20 protein-coding genes and 1 pseudogene are annotated in these 18,523 nt (G+C 42.7%); 19 read left to right on the top strand and 2 right to left on the bottom strand.

Features of this window, described 5'->3' with window-relative positions; translation table 11 throughout:
- Positions 1–78: 78 nt before the first annotated feature.
- Positions 79–951: an adenosylmethionine decarboxylase gene (gene speD / locus ACFQ3J_RS13080; RefSeq protein ID WP_251582046.1), complete on the bottom strand. Its 873-nt coding sequence runs from the start codon at positions 949–951 to the stop codon at positions 79–81.
- 348 nt (positions 952–1,299) lie between these two features.
- Positions 1,300–2,334 (bottom strand): RluA family pseudouridine synthase, encoded by a 1,035-nt coding sequence (locus ACFQ3J_RS13075; protein ID WP_251582044.1) that lies wholly within the window; start codon positions 2,332–2,334, stop codon positions 1,300–1,302.
- Positions 2,335–2,542: 208 nt separating this feature from the next.
- Between ACFQ3J_RS13075 and ACFQ3J_RS13070 the strand changes: the two genes are divergently transcribed.
- The 19 genes and pseudogenes from ACFQ3J_RS13070 (at position 2,543) to ACFQ3J_RS12980 (ending at position 18,334) form a co-directional block, all read left to right on the top strand.
- The gene (locus tag ACFQ3J_RS13070) at positions 2,543–3,373 is read left to right on the top strand and encodes a MetQ/NlpA family ABC transporter substrate-binding protein (protein ID WP_091154010.1); all 831 of its coding nucleotides are present in this window, start codon (positions 2,543–2,545) and stop codon (positions 3,371–3,373) included.
- A gap of 243 nt (positions 3,374–3,616) precedes the next feature.
- On the top strand, positions 3,617–5,497 hold the full coding sequence (recQ, locus tag ACFQ3J_RS13065; protein ID WP_251582042.1) for a DNA helicase RecQ: 1,881 nt from the start codon (positions 3,617–3,619) through the stop codon (positions 5,495–5,497).
- Positions 5,498–5,541: 44 nt separating this feature from the next.
- Positions 5,542–7,311 carry a B12-binding domain-containing radical SAM protein gene (locus ACFQ3J_RS13060; protein WP_251582040.1) on the top strand — a complete coding sequence of 590 codons (1,770 nt, stop codon included), beginning with the start codon at positions 5,542–5,544 and terminating at the stop codon, positions 7,309–7,311.
- 232 nt (positions 7,312–7,543) lie between these two features.
- Positions 7,544–9,052 (top strand): peptidase G2 autoproteolytic cleavage domain-containing protein, encoded by a 1,509-nt coding sequence (locus ACFQ3J_RS13055; RefSeq protein ID WP_251582038.1) that lies wholly within the window; start codon positions 7,544–7,546, stop codon positions 9,050–9,052.
- A 202-nt stretch (positions 9,053–9,254) separates the two neighbouring features.
- On the top strand, positions 9,255–9,776 hold the full coding sequence (locus ACFQ3J_RS13050; RefSeq protein ID WP_251582733.1) for an NUDIX hydrolase: 522 nt from the start codon (positions 9,255–9,257) through the stop codon (positions 9,774–9,776).
- Between the two features lie 96 nt (positions 9,777–9,872).
- On the top strand, positions 9,873–10,277 hold the full coding sequence (locus tag ACFQ3J_RS13045; RefSeq protein WP_251582036.1) for a GNAT family N-acetyltransferase: 405 nt from the start codon (positions 9,873–9,875) through the stop codon (positions 10,275–10,277).
- A 192-nt stretch (positions 10,278–10,469) separates the two neighbouring features.
- Positions 10,470–10,631: a hypothetical protein gene (locus ACFQ3J_RS13040; RefSeq protein WP_251582035.1), complete on the top strand. Its 162-nt coding sequence runs from the start codon at positions 10,470–10,472 to the stop codon at positions 10,629–10,631.
- A gap of 142 nt (positions 10,632–10,773) precedes the next feature.
- Positions 10,774–12,138 carry a tyrosine-type recombinase/integrase gene (locus ACFQ3J_RS13035; RefSeq protein WP_251582034.1) on the top strand — a complete coding sequence of 455 codons (1,365 nt, stop codon included), beginning with the start codon at positions 10,774–10,776 and terminating at the stop codon, positions 12,136–12,138.
- Between the two features lie 147 nt (positions 12,139–12,285).
- The gene (locus tag ACFQ3J_RS13030; protein WP_251582033.1) at positions 12,286–13,014 is read left to right on the top strand and encodes a prolyl oligopeptidase family serine peptidase; all 729 of its coding nucleotides are present in this window, start codon (positions 12,286–12,288) and stop codon (positions 13,012–13,014) included.
- Positions 13,015–13,284: 270 nt separating this feature from the next.
- Positions 13,285–13,680: a hypothetical protein gene (locus tag ACFQ3J_RS13025; RefSeq protein ID WP_251582032.1), complete on the top strand. Its 396-nt coding sequence runs from the start codon at positions 13,285–13,287 to the stop codon at positions 13,678–13,680.
- A gap of 112 nt (positions 13,681–13,792) precedes the next feature.
- Entirely contained in the window at positions 13,793–14,278 is a 486-nt protein-coding gene (locus tag ACFQ3J_RS13020; RefSeq protein ID WP_251582031.1) for a DinB family protein, read from the top strand.
- Positions 14,279–14,580: 302 nt separating this feature from the next.
- Positions 14,581–15,105 carry a low molecular weight phosphatase family protein gene (locus tag ACFQ3J_RS13015; RefSeq protein ID WP_251582030.1) on the top strand — a complete coding sequence of 175 codons (525 nt, stop codon included), beginning with the start codon at positions 14,581–14,583 and terminating at the stop codon, positions 15,103–15,105.
- Between the two features lie 2 nt (positions 15,106–15,107).
- Positions 15,108–15,545 carry a GNAT family N-acetyltransferase gene (locus ACFQ3J_RS13010; protein WP_251582028.1) on the top strand — a complete coding sequence of 146 codons (438 nt, stop codon included), beginning with the start codon at positions 15,108–15,110 and terminating at the stop codon, positions 15,543–15,545.
- Positions 15,546–15,669: 124 nt separating this feature from the next.
- Positions 15,670–16,167, top strand: a complete 498-nt coding sequence (locus ACFQ3J_RS13005; RefSeq protein WP_251582027.1) for a hypothetical protein — start codon at positions 15,670–15,672, stop codon at positions 16,165–16,167.
- A gap of 30 nt (positions 16,168–16,197) precedes the next feature.
- A pseudogene (locus tag ACFQ3J_RS13000) lies at positions 16,198–16,293 on the top strand (GNAT family N-acetyltransferase); the annotation flags it as partial.
- A 66-nt stretch (positions 16,294–16,359) separates the two neighbouring features.
- On the top strand, positions 16,360–16,752 hold the full coding sequence (locus ACFQ3J_RS12995) for a hypothetical protein (protein WP_251582026.1): 393 nt from the start codon (positions 16,360–16,362) through the stop codon (positions 16,750–16,752).
- 51 nt (positions 16,753–16,803) lie between these two features.
- Positions 16,804–17,250 (top strand): GNAT family N-acetyltransferase, encoded by a 447-nt coding sequence (locus ACFQ3J_RS12990; RefSeq protein WP_251582025.1) that lies wholly within the window; start codon positions 16,804–16,806, stop codon positions 17,248–17,250.
- A gap of 94 nt (positions 17,251–17,344) precedes the next feature.
- Entirely contained in the window at positions 17,345–17,848 is a 504-nt protein-coding gene (locus ACFQ3J_RS12985) for a DinB family protein (protein WP_251582024.1), read from the top strand.
- Positions 17,849–17,860: 12 nt separating this feature from the next.
- The gene (locus ACFQ3J_RS12980) at positions 17,861–18,334 is read left to right on the top strand and encodes a VOC family protein (protein WP_251582023.1); all 474 of its coding nucleotides are present in this window, start codon (positions 17,861–17,863) and stop codon (positions 18,332–18,334) included.
- Positions 18,335–18,523 lie beyond the last annotated feature (189 nt).

The following is an 18,523-nucleotide window of genomic DNA, read 5'->3' as shown; positions in this document are numbered from 1 at the left end:
AATTTCATCATCTAACAAAAAAGGATAGCAGTCGCCAAAGCTCCAGTCTCTGGCGAGGCTATCCTTTTTTCATCCATCTCATGTTTCCATATCAACTGCCCGCTCGTAAATAAAATCTTCTTCTGCATTTTCGTCAATGACGCCAGCATCCATATTGATGCCATAATAAATTTCGTCCATCTCTGTCTTGAGCTGCTCCGTAATTTCCTGTTGCTCCTCTACACTCAGCTTGTCCTTCGTATAGCCAAACAAATAGTTGTTCAGATCAAATTCCTTCAATTTACATTTGGTGTGAAAAATATGATGCTGGTACACATTGATGTCAATCATATCAAATTGCTGCTGGATACTGGCTGGAATGTAGTTCTGAATGGAGCTAATGTCATGATCAATAAACAGCTTGTTTCCGTCAATATCACGGGTAAATCCGCGGACACGATAATCGATCGTCATAATATCGGTATCAAACGAATGAATAAGATAATTCAGAGCCTTCAGCGGTGAAATCTCTCCACAAGTGGATACATCGATATCCGCACGGAAGGTACTGATTCCTTCGTATGGATGGAATTCCGGATAGGTGTGAACGGTAATATGGCTCTTGTCCAAATGCATCACCACATGATCTGGAAGAGGACCGGGTGATTCTTCAAAAGATTCCTCTTCAGCATCGCCTACAGGTCCCTCGGATACGAGCAGGGTTACGCTTGCCCCTTGAGGAATATAGTCCTGCTTCGCCACATTAAGCACATGCGCTCCAATGATGTTGGATACATTCGTCAGAATCTGGGTCAATCGGTCTGCATTATATTGTTCATCGATATATTCAATGTAAGCTTCGCGTTCTTCCTTGGTCTTCGTATAACATACATCGTACATATTGAAGCTGAGGGATTTAGTCAAATTGTTAAACCCATGGAGTTCAATACGCTGTTCTGGTGTAAGTGCCATTCATGCTTGCCCCCTGTCGCAAGTATCGCTAGTAACATGTACAGTTCTGTACTTACTTTACCCAGAAGAGCATGGAATTAAAGAGACTTTAGATAATTAAATGAAAAATTAGTGCAATGAACCGCGGCTACGCATAGACGCGGTTTCCATTTTATCCGAAGGAATTAAGTTTACTCCGGATTACGAATAAAGTATATATTTCGGAGAGTATTATACTCCAGAGAGTCCAGAACAGTAATTATTTGAAGCCTTTGCTCGCTCGAGTATATGTAATTTGTAAAGGCTGTTCCCTGAACCAATGTGAGCATTGGGAAATGGGAACAGCCTTTACAAATAAGAACCATCCAATTATTTAGATGGGAAAGGTCTGAGAAATGCTTTTGGAATCGGTGTCTCGAACCGCATCGGCTTACCTGTTCCCGGATGGGTGAAGGCCAGCACTCTCGCATGAAGAGCGAGTCTGCCAATACCACGGCCTTTTGCACCATACTTCTTGTCCCCTGAAACCGGATGACCCAATTCCTCCATATGAACCCGGATCTGATTCTTGCGCCCAGTCTCGAGCTGTATCTCAAGCAGTGAATAATCACTTCCCGTCAGCAGTGTTTTGTAGTGCGTTATTGCCTTTTGTCCATCATTTGCATAAGGAGTGGAGTACATTTTAAGTGTTTTGCTCTCTTTTAAATAAGAGGTAATTGTTCCTTGGTCCTGCTTCACTTTGCCTTCCACAAGTGCTACGTAGGTTCTTTCTTCGACCGTATCGCGCCAAGCATTTTGCAAGGCTTGCTGAATTTCTTCGCTCTTCGCAAACATCATCACACCCGATGTATCTCGATCAAGACGATGAACGATGAAGATTCGGTTAGCAGGATGAGATAAACGCACGTGGGCCATCAGCTGGCGATAAGCTGTGAGCTCCTGTTCCTTATCAGAAGCAACGGATAATAAGCCGGAATCCTTGTTCACGATAATGATATCGTCGTCCTCATGCAGAATCGTCAGTCCGATGAGAGGAGGAGCTTCTTCTTTCTTCTCTTGATCAATCGTGACTCTCATACCTTTGGTTAAAGGATGGTTAAAGGCGGTTACTGCCTTCCCATCAACAGAAATCTGGCCGCGTGACAATAGTGCCTTGACTGCATTACGGCTCTTATTGGACAAGATGGACAGCAGGTAGGAGAGCAGCTCGGAGTTCTCTTGAACGATGTAGGCCTGCAGGGTCGTCTGCTTTACGGAAGCTGACTTGCCCGAAGGGGATTTGGCAGTTCTTTTGAAGCTGGAAGTATGTCCTTTGTTGGCTTTATGTGATCTGGTATTAGAGCTTGACGGCGGACGGTTGCTGTAGCCATCCTCTGTACCTTGGTAATTCGTTTTTTTTCGCATGCCTTAAGGCCTCCTGGTTCGGTTAAAAATACGGCAAATCCATCAAGCGTTTAGTTCTTGATATCCTGGTTAATATACCACACAAGAGGTAAAGTTTGCACGGATCGCCTGAGTTCGGGGAGGTTGCTCGTGCAGACATTATTATGCATAGAATAAGCTCTAGTATGAAACCTTATTAGAGTATGAAGAAAAGGGAGAATAGGACATCATGAATATGAAGAAAAAGAAGTTTCATCTATTAGCACTTCTCGCTATACTTAGCTTGCTGCTCGCCGCCTGTGGTGATCATTTGGTAGAAGAAAACAGCAATGACCTAGGCAAGGAAAGCATCGATGAGGATCAGCAAATCGTGATTGCTGGTAACAGCAAGCCATTTGTAGACAAGACAATCAAGGATCTGTTTGAGAAGCAAGGGTACACCTTGCAGGTAACGGAAATAAAGGATCCTTCTGAGGCAGCAACGAAGCTTGAAGAAGGTACAATTGATGCCTATATTAATACGTTTATGGATAATCGCAAGGAACAGCTTACGACCTTAACAAGTGTTCCGAGTGAGCCGCTTGCGCTGTATTCAAATACTTTTAAGGACGAGGATCAGATTGCAGACGGCAGTACGGTCATTATTCCAGAGGATCCACTCATGCAGGGACGAGCTCTGATGATGCTGGAGGACGAGGATCTGATTGGCATCCGCAAAGGCGCGTCATTATCCGAGATGTCTGTGGAAACAGACGTAACAGATAATCCGAAAAATTTAAAGTTTGAGAAGGCAGCAAATGATCAGCTCGCCGATCGTATCAAGAATGAAGCACTTATTGTTGCACCGCTGCATATTGCTGTGGAGGCAGGGCTTACTGAACAGGATGCACTTGATGTGGAGGATGTTCCGGGTCAATTCTTGGACCAGCTGGTCGTGCGCAGCAAGGATCAAGGGACAAACTTTGCTCGCAGCTTGAAGGAGCATATTCAATCCACCGAGTTTAAGAAGCTGGTGGATGAGCATTTCCCAGGCTATGACGAACCGGAATGGATGGATTGATTAATATATCTAATATGTTCAAAAAAGGAAGGAAGTCATCCCCTTGAGATGGCTTCCTTCCTTTTTTGTGTTATATGATTAATCTGAAATTGAATTGAGCAGTTTCGAAATGAAATGCATCAGGTATCTTGATGTAGAGCAGGGAAGTTCGGTACACTTAATAGATTGAGAGATGATGTTTTCTTTTTCCTTAAGCAAAGTCAAATTGGGCATATTAGGAAAAAGGTGAGGAGTTAACGGACAATGAGTATACAAGAGCGGACAATGGATGAAGCGCGTGAGCTGCTTCAGACGTATTTCGGCTATCCCGACTTTCGGGAAGGACAGAAGAAAATAGTAGAGAGTTTATTGAGAGGGCAAGACACGCTTGGTATTATGCCGACAGGCGGCGGGAAGTCGATATGTTATCAGATTCCTGCACTTCTGCATCCGGGATTGACCTTGGTGGTGTCTCCTCTTATATCACTTATGAAGGATCAAGTGGATGCGCTGCTCGCGATGGGCGTGCCTGCAGCATATATCAACAGTACACTTACTGGACGTGAGGTGAATGACCGAATTCGGGCAGCACAGCGCGGAGAGCTGAAGCTGTTATATATAGCGCCGGAGCGTCTTGAATTGGATTGGTTCCGTGATGAGATGGCTGCCCTGCCGATCTCCTGCGTTGCTGTGGATGAAGCACACTGCGTATCCCAGTGGGGACACGATTTTCGGACGAGCTATTTGGCGGTAGCACCGTTCGTGGATTATCTGCCGCAGCGCCCGATCGTGGCTGCCTTCACAGCAACGGCAACACCTGCCGTTATGGACGATATTCTGGAGCTGCTTCGGCTTCGAGAGCCTGAAACATTCGTCACCGGACTTGGACGGGACAATCTGGCGATGCAGGTGCTGCGCGGTGAGAACAAGAAGGAGTATATTATGGATTACACCCGTGAGCATGCGGATGAGGCGGGTATTATCTATGCCGCAACCCGTAAGGATGTGGATGATCTGTACAGCCGGCTCACATCTGCGGGGATTGCAGCAGGGCGTTACCATGCCGGTATGACGGATGATGAACGTGCGGGGAACCAGGAGGCTTTTCTATTCGATGATATAAGAGTCGTTGTGGCAACAAATGCATTCGGCATGGGGATCGACAAGAGTAACGTAAGATACGTCATTCATTACAATATGCCGAAAAATATGGAAGCCTATGTGCAGGAAGCAGGCCGTGCAGGACGGGATGGCGAGCCGAGTCAGTGTATTCTTCTGTTCAGTGCACAGGATATCATGACCCAGAAATTTCTGATTGAGCAGGGCGAATTCCAGGACGAGGATCGGAAGCGCAATGATTATCGGAAGCTCCAGCAGATGATTGATTACTGCTACACGACCAAATGCCTTCGCAGTGCACAGCTGGACTATTTCGGCGAGGTTCACGACGGTACAGGCTGCGGCATATGCAGCTCTTGTACGGATGACCGGGAGCAAATCGACATGACCGTTGATGCGCAGAAGATCTTCTCCTGCATACACCGGATGCGTGAAAGGTTCGGCATTACGATGGTATCTCAGGTGCTGAAGGGGTCGCGGAACAAGAAGGTGTTGGAGTATGGGTTTGACCAACTGCCTACGCATGGCGTCATGTCCAATCGCTCAGAGAAGGAAATATCGGAGATTATTAACGTCATGGTGTCGGAGGGATATCTTATGCTATCCGAAGGACAGTATCCCGTAGTAAGATTGCAGCCGCTGGCGGTAGAAGTACTCAAAGGGCAGCGTGAAGTGATGCAGCGTGTTGCCCGCGTAGTAAGTGCGTCAGCGTCCTCTCGCAGCAGCAGGGGCAGCCGTGTGAGCCGGGATACATCGCCTTCGGCAGTCAATGAAACGGTGTTCGAGCAGTTAAGGCTGATTCGCAGGGAGCTGGCGGAGAAAGAGCATGTGCCTTCTTATATTATTTTCAATGATGCGACACTACGAGAGATGAGTGTGGTATGTCCGCAAAGCGAACGTGACATGCTGAAGATAAAAGGGGTCGGGGAAGTAAAATTCCGGAAATACGGACAGCCGTTCCTGGATTTCTTCGTGAATCAGGGCGTAGCTCCTGAAGATGAGCGTTATGATGATTATGATTTTTAGACGATGATTAATTGTATAATACCCCAGGGAAAAGGTTGTGCAGAATGAAGGTTATTTTATCGACACTGAATGCGAAGTATATTCATACATCTCTTGCGATTCGCTGCCTGAAGGCTTATAGCGAGAAAGATTTTAATATTGAGCTTGCTGAATATACGATCAAGGACCCGGTCATGAACATCGTATCCGATTTGTATCAGCGCGGGGCAGACGTTATCGGATTCTCATGCTATATATGGAATATCGAAGAGACGATCAAGGTCATTAATATATTGAAGAAGGTCATGCCCGAGGTCAAAATCATCCTTGGCGGGCCTGAGGTGTCTTATGATGTGGAATACTGGATGGATCGTCTGACAAACGTGGATTTTATCGTTGTGGGCGAAGGGGAAGAGACTTTCCACCAGCTGCTGACGGAGATTGAGACGACGCAAAAATACCATTTCGTGTATGGACTTGCCTATCGCAAGGGCGATGAGGTCATTGTTATGCCGGGTCGTCCAAAGGCTGATTTGAATGAACTGCCATCACCACATCGTTTTGTAGAGGATATTCCTGATCTGGGCAAAAGAGTCGTGTATTTCGAAACGAGCCGCGGCTGTCCGTTTAGCTGCCAGTTCTGTCTGTCCAGCATTGAGGTCGGTGTGAGGTACTTCGATATTGAGCGTACCAAGGCGGACATTCTATATCTGATCGATAACGGCGCTAAGCTGATCAAATTCGTGGATCGGACGTTTAATATCAAGCGTGATTATGCGCTCGAAATGTTCCAGTTCCTTATTGAGAACCACAGGGGCTGTGTGTTCCAATTTGAAATCACGGCCGACATTATGCGTCCTGAGGTGCTGGATTATCTGGCTGAGCATGCCCCGCCTGGCATATTCCGGTTCGAAATCGGCGTTCAGTCCACGAATGATCCGACGAACGAGCTCGTGAAACGCCGTCAGAACTTTACGAAGCTGAGCCGTACGGTGAGCAAGATCAAGGAGAGCGGTAAGATCGATCAGCATCTGGATCTCATCGCCGGACTTCCACTTGAGGATTACGATACGTTCCGTAAGACCTTTAACGATGTATTTGCACTAGGTCCAGAAGAGCTTCAGCTCGGATTCTTGAAAATGCTGCGGGGGACGGGCCTCCGAATTGATGCGGACAAGTACAATTATTCCTATATGGAGCATGCGCCGTATGAGATTTTGGGAAGTGATGTGCTTCCATTCAGCGATATCGTCCGATTAAAACGGCTGGAGGATGTACTGGAGAAATACTGGAACGCACACCGGATGGATCATACACTGGGGTACTTGATGGAGCAGGAATTCACCTCGCCATTTGATTTCTTCCAGGAGTTCGGGGATTACTGGGAAGGGCAGGGCTGGCAGAAGATCGGTCACCAGCTGGAGGATTTGTTCACCCGTCTGCGTGCATTCCTGGAGGATCGGGGTACGGCGAACATGGACGTCATTCTTGGTCTGATGAAGCTGGATTACTTCCTTGGACACAAATACAAGCCGCGCAAAATATGGTGGGATCTTACGCTGGAGAAGAGCGATTGGTCAGGGTATATCAAGCGCCTAATCGATCATCCTGAAGAGATTTCTTCGGTATACGAGAGCATGGCACTCAGTGAAAAAGAGCTGCAGAAGCATGCTGTACTGGAGATTTTACCGTTCCATCTGGACAAAGTTCTGGCTGGAGGCACTCCGGGTGCTGCCGAAGGCAGAACATTGCTGCTGGTGGTATATCAACAAAATGAAGCGCAAAAGCCGGTTTATTTTACAATGCCGCTTGGAACGGAAGCTAAGGCTATATAGGCTGTTAGAAGACCTGCGAACGAGTTCATCTATATGACTTGTTCGCAGGTCTTTTTTGATATGATCGGTTGTCAGATTAGTCATCACTAAAGGAATTTAATGAAGTGCAAAAAAACGTAGTCATAACCGCGTTTCTAAAAAAAGAAACTTCCTGCCTAGCAATGTCCCAGGCATTGTTCATACTTCTTTCATAGAATAATAGAATCAAAGATTCTGGAAAGGAAGATGTACGATGTTGTGCAATTCACAGGCGGTAGGAGCATGTTCCACAGCGGAAGGGACCAACACGGTGGCAATCGGTAGCTCGTCACATACAGAAGGGCTGGATACGATAGCAACGCAGACGGCGGCTCACACTGAAGGCTACTTAACGCAAGCGCTGGCAGATGCCTCACATGCAGAGGGAGGAGCATCCATCGCCTCCGGGCTATACTCTCATGCCGAAGGGGAGCAGACCATAGCTGGTGCAGAAGCAGCCCATGCTGAAGGATATTTTACGTCTGCATCTGGATCGGCTTCTCATGCGGAGGGCGGCGGTACGATGGCGCGTGCGCTCTATGCGCATGCGGAAGGCCAAGCCACCATTGCAGATGGGGTCAACTCGCATGCCGAGGGATTTCTAACATCAGCGCTTGAGCAGAACTCCCATGCCGAAGGCGGACTTACGATCGCAGCTGGCATTAATGCACACGCGGAAGGTGAATTGACCATTGCGAGCGGTCTTGATTCGCATGCTGAAGGCTTGGAGACGACTGCATCTGGACAGGCAGCCCATGCTGAGGGCGAGAACAACACGGCAAGCGGCAGATCTTCTCACGCCGAAGGGAACCTGAATCTGGCCAGCGGTGCTTTTACTCATGCGGAAGGACAGCGTACGGTGGCGAGTGGTGACCAGTCTCATGCGGAGGGTAATCAGAGTGTTTCCAGCGGTCAAGCGGCGCATGCCGAAGGAGCAATCACCACAGCTGGTGGACTCGCTTCTCATTCAGAAGGCGTCAATACGGTAGCTGACAGCAACTATGCTCATGCCGAAGGACAAAGTACTACTACCAATGGACTTGAAGGTGTTCACATCATGGGAAGATTCGGAGCAGCCAATGAGCTGGAGTACTCTTGGTATTTGGCGAATGGGACAAGCGCTGAAGCACCTGGGCTGGCTGTCAAGATACTAAGCAATGGAGATGTAAGAATCGACGGTACGGTGAGCAGCCCTGCTGCGGATTATGCAGAAATGTTCGAGACGGTAGATGGGCAGCACATCGAACCTGGCTATTTTATTGCCCTGGAAGGCGATCGGGTTAGAATTGCTAGTCCGGGAGATCGATATATCTTGGGCGTGAGCAGTGCGGTTCCTGCTTATCTTGCGGATTCAGGCGAGATGGGCTGGCAGGGTAGATATGTAACCGATGAGTGGGGTAGAACGAAATATCATGAAGTAACCGTGCCTGCCCTATTGGACAAACAAGGAGCCGTCCTCGCTCCCGAGCGAACAGAGCTTCAACCCATGCTAAATCCTGCTTGGAATCCGAAGCAAGCGTACATTCCTAGGATGCAAAGACCGGAGTGGGTTGCGGTCGGAATGCTTGGCAAGCTGCGGGTCAGAGATGATGGATCGTGCAAGCCGGGGCAGCTGTGCAATGTTGGTCAGAATGGTATCGCAACCGCTTCGACAGAAGGTTATTATGTGCTGCTGAGAACAGGAGAAGCACAGATTGTTGTGCTGATCGGAAGGACTTTTTAGGATGATGGGGAATGTTGAAGTGATGCTTAGTTTCCATCCCATCAAAACCGCAGATATGTATAGCGTCAATATTTTTACATTGTCTGCAGTAATATGTTGTTTCACCAGATTGTAACTCTGTCTGGAGGATGCAAATCTTCTACTTCTGTTATAAGCTTAAGCAAACATAATGAACCAGAAGAGGTGGCCTATATTGAACGAGATGATGCAGCAATTCAAGACACTGAGCGGACCGATTCATTGGGGAGCTGTGACGGCTCATTTGAATATAGAACAGACTCCGGATGAATCGCTGATCAGCAACATCAGTATCATTCCTGTCGTTGGTGATCAGTATGTCGTCATGCAGCTGGAGGATGGCAGATGGGAGCTGATCGGCGGTACACTCGAACCGGGTGAGCATTATATGGACGGCTTAAGACGTGAGCTGATGGAAGAACTCGGGGCAGAGCTTGTATCCTATCAGCCGTTTGGTCATTTTCAGTGCTCCTCTTCAGCCGAAGCTGCCTATCGCCCGCATATCCCGCATCCGAACTTTATTCGTCTACTTGGGTATGGAGAAGTGAAGATCGTAGCTAAGCCGCTGAACCCCGAAGATGGAGAGAAGGTATCTCTGGTGAAGCTCGTAGATATTGATGAGGCAGTAAGAAGATTTGAGTCGATCAAGCGGTATGATATTGCGGAAATGTATAGGCTTGCCCATATCGTAAGGACAGGGAAGTAAGTGCCCTAAGTTAGTTAATAAGTGACTCAGTCTCACACAAAAAAGTCCAAGGCTGGGTCATCATTTTTATATACTTTTAGAGAAAGTGGGGATCTCATGAAGATTGATTTTGCAACCGAAGCAGGTTATACATACATCGCAGACCGTGATAAGCATATCGCTAAGTCGCTTATAGCCAGCAAGATTAGAGATAATGAGATTTTTATTCTCAGGGATTCCTCTGAGGTCATGGGGTGGATGAGATATGGCTACTTTTGGGATAACATTCCGTTCATGAACTTGATCTGGCTTGATGAACCTTACCGTGGCAAAGGCTACGGTAAAGAGACTGTCCTCTATTGGGAGCAGTTAATGAGACAGCAAGGCTACAATACAGTAATGACCTCGACACAATCGGATGAAGGCGCTCAACATTTCTACCGCAAGCTGGGGTACAAAGACACCGGCTGTTTGATGCAAGAGAATGAACCTATGGAGATCCTGCTTACCAAGAAGCTATGATATTGATCCATAACAGTTACGCTATGACCTGAAAAAGTATGTGTGATAGGCTGTAACGGTGGGGGCAGCATTTTTTGAAGTGAATCCAATTTTATTCCGAATCCAACATATGTGTAACTATAAACGTTCATACATATGTAAGGAGCTCCAACATAAACATCATAAACACAATGAGCAGAGGAGAATGCAGTCATGGAAACGTTCGGCAGAGGTTGTCTCTGGCTTATTTTTGGAGTTATCGGATTAATGGTTCTTGCCTTCATCACACAGAGCACGATCAACATCCCTTGGTTTATTTTCATTCCGGTAGTGATTCTTGTCTTCTGGATGGCTTCTAAGAAAAGTAAAAAGTAAAGATCTAACATTGTCTGAAAGTATCGGCACTGACAGGCTCGTGATGAGGCTGTCTTTTTCGTGTTGCAGAAGTGTCTGAATATTGTTACAAATCTTGTGCTTCTATCCCGGATAAAACTTAGAAAAGGAGACCAATTAAATAATGAAAATTATTGTAGATATTCTGAAAAATCGTATGGAAGATCAACAGCTATCCATCAAGCTGGATCATTTTGATCTATCTGACGTTAAGCGGCTTAGAAAAATAGAAGGAGGCTGTTGGAATCCGGAAAAGAAGCACTGGCTCTATCCTTACACTGAGAAAGTGGTGATGGAGATATATCACTGTTTTTCCACACTGGAAATTGTCGTAAGTGATGCGTTGAAACAGCATGAGATCTGGTCAGTATTAATGGAAAAGGTTAGGCCTATGCAGAATAGGAAACTTAACTTAGAGACTAAGTATAAAATCCCCTCTAGTGAAGAGCATCAAGCTCCTGCATCTATGACATCAAAACTATTCGAGAGGAGCCAGGGAGTAACTATTAATAGAGCAGAAGCATCTAAGGCATCAACCATTGATGAGCTAACTGAAGGGCTTATTGAACCTGAAACTTTGATTAACAAAGCTCAGTCATTCGATGATACAGCCGTACTTGCAACCAGTATTAATCAAAAACTTCGGCTCGCTCTCAGGCTGAAAGGATACAGTGCAAAGACAACAAAAGCTTATTGCGGACATGTAAGGAGGTATATAGAGGCCAAGAGCACAAACATGCCAGATGAGCCTAACGGAAAAGCTGTTCATTCTGGGCGGCTCGATGTACAGTGGTATACTCAGTATTTGCTTAATCAAGGGCACTCGCACGCTTATGTAAATCAGGCGATCAGTGCGTTACGTTTTTTGGCTAAGGAAGTATTAAAGCAAAGCGCCCAAAAACATGAGTATATCCGGCCAAAGTCCGAAAAAAAACTTCCCTACGTATTGTCCGAAGAGGAAGTGATGCTAATCTTGCAGGCAGTAGATAATCTAAAGCATCGAGCCATGCTCTATCTGGCGTATTCTTCAGGGCTACGAGTAAGTGAGGTTGTACGTCTTAAGATCAGCGATTTGGATATTTCCCGAAGTACACTTCTTGTACGGCAGGGTAAAGGCAGGAAGGATCGGTATACGATGCTCTCTAATGCGGCATGGGAAATTGTTCAGGCGTACATCCTGAGTGAAAAACCGGGTCACTGGCTCTTCCCTGGTCAAACAAAAGGAAAGCATCTCACAGAGCGCTCACTTCAAAAAGTGTTCAACCAGGCCTTGAAGCGGTCAGGAATTAAGAAGGATGCAGGAATACATGTACTTAGACACTCCTTCGCTACCCATCTGCTTGAAGCAGGCACGGATCTAAGATATATTCAGGAGCTGCTTGGTCACTTAAACTCATCGACAACTGAACGCTACACCCACGTAAGCAATAAACATATTCGCAAGATCCAAAGCCCGCTCGATCGGATAAGTGATGGGCTGAAAACCTAGCGGTTACAAATATATGGTAATAAAGTATAATCATTATGGAAGATTAAAAGGTTCGGGAATCATCAACATGAAGTGTTATTCACGAAGTTCAGAGATAAAAGAGTTATACGCAATTACTGCAGTGCACATAAAGAATAAGGGGAGCATATGAATAACTATCATAAACTAATAATCGCAGGGATTCCTTGTATACGGATTGATCCTCACATTTCATCTAACGGCATTGTCATTTTATATCACGGATGGGTTTCAAATATTAATGATTACATATTCTTTGGATCACTGATTTCTGATTGGGGTTTCACGGTCATCATACCTGAAATCCCGTTTCACGGAACTAGAGGAAAACTTAACTACTTTGACCCCAAGGAAGTGCAAAAACATTTTTGGAATGTCGTTATTCAGACGGTTGAAGAGGCCAGAAATCTTATTACTGAATTAACTGCAAAAGAAATGATAGTGGGAGTTATAGGTAATTCTGCTGGCGGCTTTTCAGCTGCTGGTATTTTTTCAAATAACTTAAATATTAAATCTGCAATCGTAATGAATGGTTCATGTGCTTGGGAAAGATTTGAGGAACTCACATGTGAAAGGGACAGAAGAAGTCCTTGGATTTCAATAGATAGAGATTCAATTCATAAGCTGGACCCGGCTAAATCAATAGAAAATTTGAAGAATAAATCATTGCTAATTTTACATGGAACAGAAGATACGACTATTCCGATCGATAGCCAGAAATATTTCATGCAGATGATCGAACAAAACAATCTATTAGATTCAATAAAATTTGTTGAGTATTCTAAGGTGAATCATCAAATTACATTAAGCATGTTAGAAGAAGCTAAGAAATGGTTGTATGAACGGACGGACATTTAGCAACTCAAGATGGCAGTAACTGCTTATAACACCATATTCACGCATCGGGACATTCGTCCCTCGGTCCGGCTGGAGTTAGAAGCCGATTCGGGGATGAGCATTTCAGCAGCAGGGAAGCGAATTCAGCCGGACACATCCCTCCACCTAACCGCATCGCGGCCGCCCTTCAGGCTTAAGGTGGAGGGACGTCGTAAATACAAGAACGTTATACGAAACCTCCGAAACTAGCAAAGTGATACAAAATATGAGCATTCTCAGGAGATAAGATTAATGAATAAACAACAAGAAAAATTACTTCGGTACATTTGGATCGGTATTATTTTTTCACCTTTTATTGTTGGACTTATTGTATCAGTCAAAATTGTGAATATCACAACTTCAAACGATTGGATTGGATTTTATGGGGCAATTATCGGAGGGGGAATTACCTACTTTAGCATTTATTTAAGTATGAAGGGGGTTAGAGACCAGGTAACAGTACAAGAAGAAGCAAATAAGTTGACAAAGATTCAACTTAACAATGAGAAGATTAAAATTGAAGAAGAACGTAGATTGAGTGTTAGACCATATATAAATGAGTATTATGGTAATACCGACCAAGCTATTAAATATTTATCGGTTTTCTTTGAGGAACATAATCCAGCAGTCCCTACTCCTAAAAATTGATAGTATTGCCTGATTTGCAAGGGGGAGCAGAGAGTGAAGTTAATTCAACTCACAGACCTGGAAGGCTATACTCGTCTGATTCAGAATTGGAATAAAGGAGGCGTAGAAAGGTATGAATTATAAATCTATTCTATTAGATCAATTAAACGCTTGTTATAACGATAAGAGCTGGTTTATTCCTCTACATGAGATCCTAATAGACTTAAATGGAGCACAAGCTGCTTGGGAGACGGAAAGTAAATCATCAATCTGGTCGATCGTGAATCACCTTATTTTCTGGAATGAGAAATGGCTTGAACGATATAACGCCGGACATTTTGAGTTGGAAAGCTCATTAAATAATGATGATACGTTTTATGTTGATCCACATTCTATAGATGATCTTGAGTGGAAGAAGACCCTTCAGAGACTAGAAAACGTCTTTTATCGCTGGAATAGGGCACTTGAGGAAAGCACAGATTCAAAACTTATATCTGTAATCCCATCATATTATAATGCTCCATGGTGGGGAGTGGTATCTAATCTAAGTATTCATAATGCATATCATATTGGACAGATCATGTTACTGAAAAAACAATTGCTAAGTTCAAGGAAATGATGGATCAAAACATGGAAACTCTGAGTATCATTCCTGCTCAACTAGGCGATCAGCAGTAGGGTATGCCTTATACCAGGAAAGAGAGGACATAAATAATAGGGAGAATAAAACCTACTATATAAGACAGTATTATATCAGTAGGCAATATCGAAGTTAACCCGAGGGGCAGAAGGTTTTGGGAAGAGATCGGATTCAATGCATACTATACAAACATGAGGTTGAATCCGTAAGGATATAGGGTTAGCTCAAGAGAGCCGGTGTATAACAAACTAACTATGCTGCGGACCGAAAGAAGCAATTGAATGGAAAGGAAGTGGATCGATCCAATGAAAATTTTGTTTTTATGTACAGACAATTATACTCGCAGCATAATAGCTGAGTTTATCTGTAAGGATTATCTGAGGAAGAATCTTATCTCGGATGTACAAGTGGCATCTGCAGGAATAAGAGCAAATAGTGATATTAGTAAATATTCGGATCTTCATTTTAAAATAATGAATAGCATGAATATCGATACATCTGAGTTTAAAAGAACACAATTCGATAATGAAGCATTTCTTAAATATGACATAATCATTGGTATGAGTGAACTACATAAGGAATTTATAAAGAATGAATATAATAAAGACATTTATCTATTCAATGAAGTATATAAAGACCAGAGTACAGCTATAAACATTGGTGCACCCGATAGTGAAGATTTTGAAGAGAAGATGAGAGAGTTAATAATATATTTTATGGATGCAATGCCAGAAGTGATATCGAATCTAAACCATATTCATCCATTCGGTACCAGCCCTTCTATAAATCGAGAGAAAGGGGACTAAAGATGACAAATCCAATATCAATTAGAAAACTTTCAAATGATGAAGAGGTATCCTTATTGGACATAGAATTCTCAAAGAGATATCCATGGTATACCTCGAATGATTATTTTTTTAATTGTTTAGAAGAGAATTTGGAAGGAAAAAGAGTTACATTACTAGCCTACTATGAAGATACCTTGGCCGGTTGCTGCCACTTATTGTTCGAATCGGACTATTCATATTTTAAACGAGAAAACATACCGGAGATAAATGACCTCAATGTTTTTCAGGAGTTTAGGAGAAAGGGAATCGCAAGTGTGATGTTTGATGAGTTTGAAAGAATAGCATCAAAGAAATCCAAATCTATTGGTCTAGGAGTAGGACTATATAAAGATTACGGGAACGCTCAAATTATGTATAACAAGCGCGGATATGTAATGGATGGCAGAGGTTGTATATAAGAATATTGAAGTTAAGCCTGAACATCAAGTGAATGTTGATGATGATCTGCTGATGTACCTAATCAAAGAACTAAGTAAATGATTGATGAATGGAATATCCCAAAGTTATGAGGTGGGTCATTAAATGACAGATATACTCACTAAAGAAACAAACCTTCTTTACTATAAAAGATATAAAAATAGGGTAACAACTACAGACTATTTGAAGTGGGCTAATTCTTTAGCAGTAGCTGATATTGATTCAATAACTTTATACAAGATCTTATCAATGGATTCTAATGAAAGTTTGTTTAGTTTCGAAGATTATTTCAACAAATTTTTATTTGAATTAGGAATTAGTATTCCTGTTTATGAGGAGTGTGCTAGAACATATTTGTATTACCTTTGTAAGGAAATAATAAGTAATTCAAGGAATACTAATGATATTGTATGGGATATATTTAAAGTTGTTTCTGAACTGGATTACCCAGAAGATTTGATAACTTGGGTGAACATTGATGAAGACCTTGACCGAATTAAGTATGATGATCAGTATCATAAACCAAATGAAGTAGAAGTAAGGAAGCAAATCATATTAGAAGCAAAGAAATATATAGCTAAAGTTGACGTTAGTAGAAGTTAACTAACATACACAGAAACCCACTCTGTTAAATTACTAATAAATCATGCATTTCTTGAACTTAAACTTAACAAAATTGAAATTGGTGTAGCTACCGCTAATACGAAGAGTCGTGCTATTCCTGAGAAATTAGGGTTTAAACCTGAAGGAGAATTAAGAGATTACGAATATATCAATGGAAGATTAAAGAGATTTGTGATTATTAGAGTGGAAAAAGAACAGGAGAATAAAATAATGGAGCCTTTTCCTCAAGAACATGAACTAATGGAACTCTTTGAATCAGAACCAACAAAACTTGATGAAGAAGTACCATTTTTTTATAACAACAATACATATAAATTATGTAGACCCAATGGGGAATTATACTTTGAGATCGAACCTAGTCATCGCTGGAGCAGGGTCGTATGGAAACAAGGTACAGCCTCTTTAGTCGATCTAACTTTAGAGAATATTAAGGGAATAGACATTGAAAAACGGTCTGGAATGGAATTTATGAACTTCTATTTTGATGAAGAACAAGGTGTAAGAACACTACTATTAAAGACGAAACCTGCAATATCAGTCATATGGGGAACACTGAGTGATTAATGAGGCTATATCAAAGAACATAATAAATCTATGAAAAGAGTGGATTGAGTTATGGAACTAGAACTTAGATTATTTGATGGAAATGACATCTTACAATGTGTAGATACTTTTATAAATGTTTTTAATCAAGACCCGTGGAATGATGAATGGTCAACAGACACTGCTTATCGATATTTGATAGATTTCACGAATACCCCTGGATTCACAGGCGTTGTTGCTGTAGATGGGGAAGAAATGATTGGTTTTATCTTTGGTACTTCTAAGCATTGGTGGAGTGGAAAAGAGTTTTTCATAAACGAAATGTGTGTCAGTGTGCAGAAGCAGAAAACCGGTGTAGGATCAGCTCTTATGAGATTCCTAATAGAAAAGCTTGAGTCAGATGAGATAAGTAACGTAACGTTGTTAACGGATCGAGGAATACCAGCTGAAGTTTTTTATAAAAAGAATGGATTTACGGAGATAGATAGATTGGTGTTTCTGAATAAGAACTTGAGTTAAGAGAACCAGAAGGGGATATCCATTGTCTAATCGGTATTCAATTCACAGTGCGTGGCTACAGGAACGTTAGTATTTATTATGAAGGGGTGTTCTAATGGATATGGCATCCGAAGTAATTGAAAGTATGTTAGTCAAATTTCAGTCTGAAAGGAAATGGACCCTTCAAGTCATCGAACAACTGTCAGATGAAGATATTACGTGGTCACCGAATGCGGAAAGTAATAGTATTGCTAATCTGGTTGCTCATATTCGAGGTTGTGTTCACTCGCGAATTGAAACAATCCTTTATAATATACCTGATTCAAGGGATAGAGAGAAGGAATTTGAACGTGGACTAATAATGACTAAAGAACAGGCTTACATAATGATAAAGGAAGCATTTGATATCATCATCCAATATCTCGAACACCTCAATGAGAATCAAGAATTGTTGTTATCTCTACCCTTTATCAATCGTCCGCCTCTCACATATAGCCAAGTAAATAATCAAACAACTGTTCTTAACCTAATGATCGCAATGTTAAGAGAGATTCATTACCATACAGGGCAAATAATATATGCAGCAAAGATAAGAAAGGGTCAGTTAGTATGGCATTAAAAGTAAATCAGCATGAAAGTAAATACGGAAATGATTAAAGGATTATTCGAAACACATTTAAATGTGAGTAACTATGAGATTTCTGCAGAATTTTATGAGAGATTGCTAAACATAACTCCACTTCATGAAGATCGGAATCGAAAGTCGAAGTTTTACTGGGTTGGCAAACCTGGAGAGTCTATGCTTGGTATCAGAGAAAATTATCCTACTAGAGACATACAGCGTCAGCATTTTGCTTTTAGAGTTGAACTAGAGGATATCATCAATGCAATGGATTATTTAAATGACCTTGGAATCGAATCCACTAATTTCTATGGCGATCGTTCAGATGATTTAATGGTATTCCCGTTTATGGCCGCTGTTTCAATCTACTTTGATGATCCGGATGGTCACTCCGTCGAATTTATTGCTATGTTAGATGACGAGCCGAGACCTGATCTAGAAATCATGTCTTGGAAGGAATGGGATAGGTTACACGAAAGATGATTGATTCCAAAGTTACGTACAAGATCGTTATTTCAAAACATTACCAGCCGCTGAATGCGGTTTTTTTTGTTATACAGTGTCAAGTTATGTCCTAGAAATTAAAGGAAATTACTTGAAAGTATGGAATATTAGATAGTTATACAATCAAGCATAATGAAGTAAGTAAATGAGTGAGAAAGGGTGATCGAT

It is taken from the genome of Paenibacillus provencensis (assembly GCF_042678545.1).
Classification (GTDB): Bacteria; Bacillota; Bacilli; order Paenibacillales; family Paenibacillaceae; genus Paenibacillus; species Paenibacillus provencensis.
The sequence above is the reverse complement of the archived record's forward strand: the minus strand, read 5'-3'. Positions and strand labels throughout refer to the sequence as shown.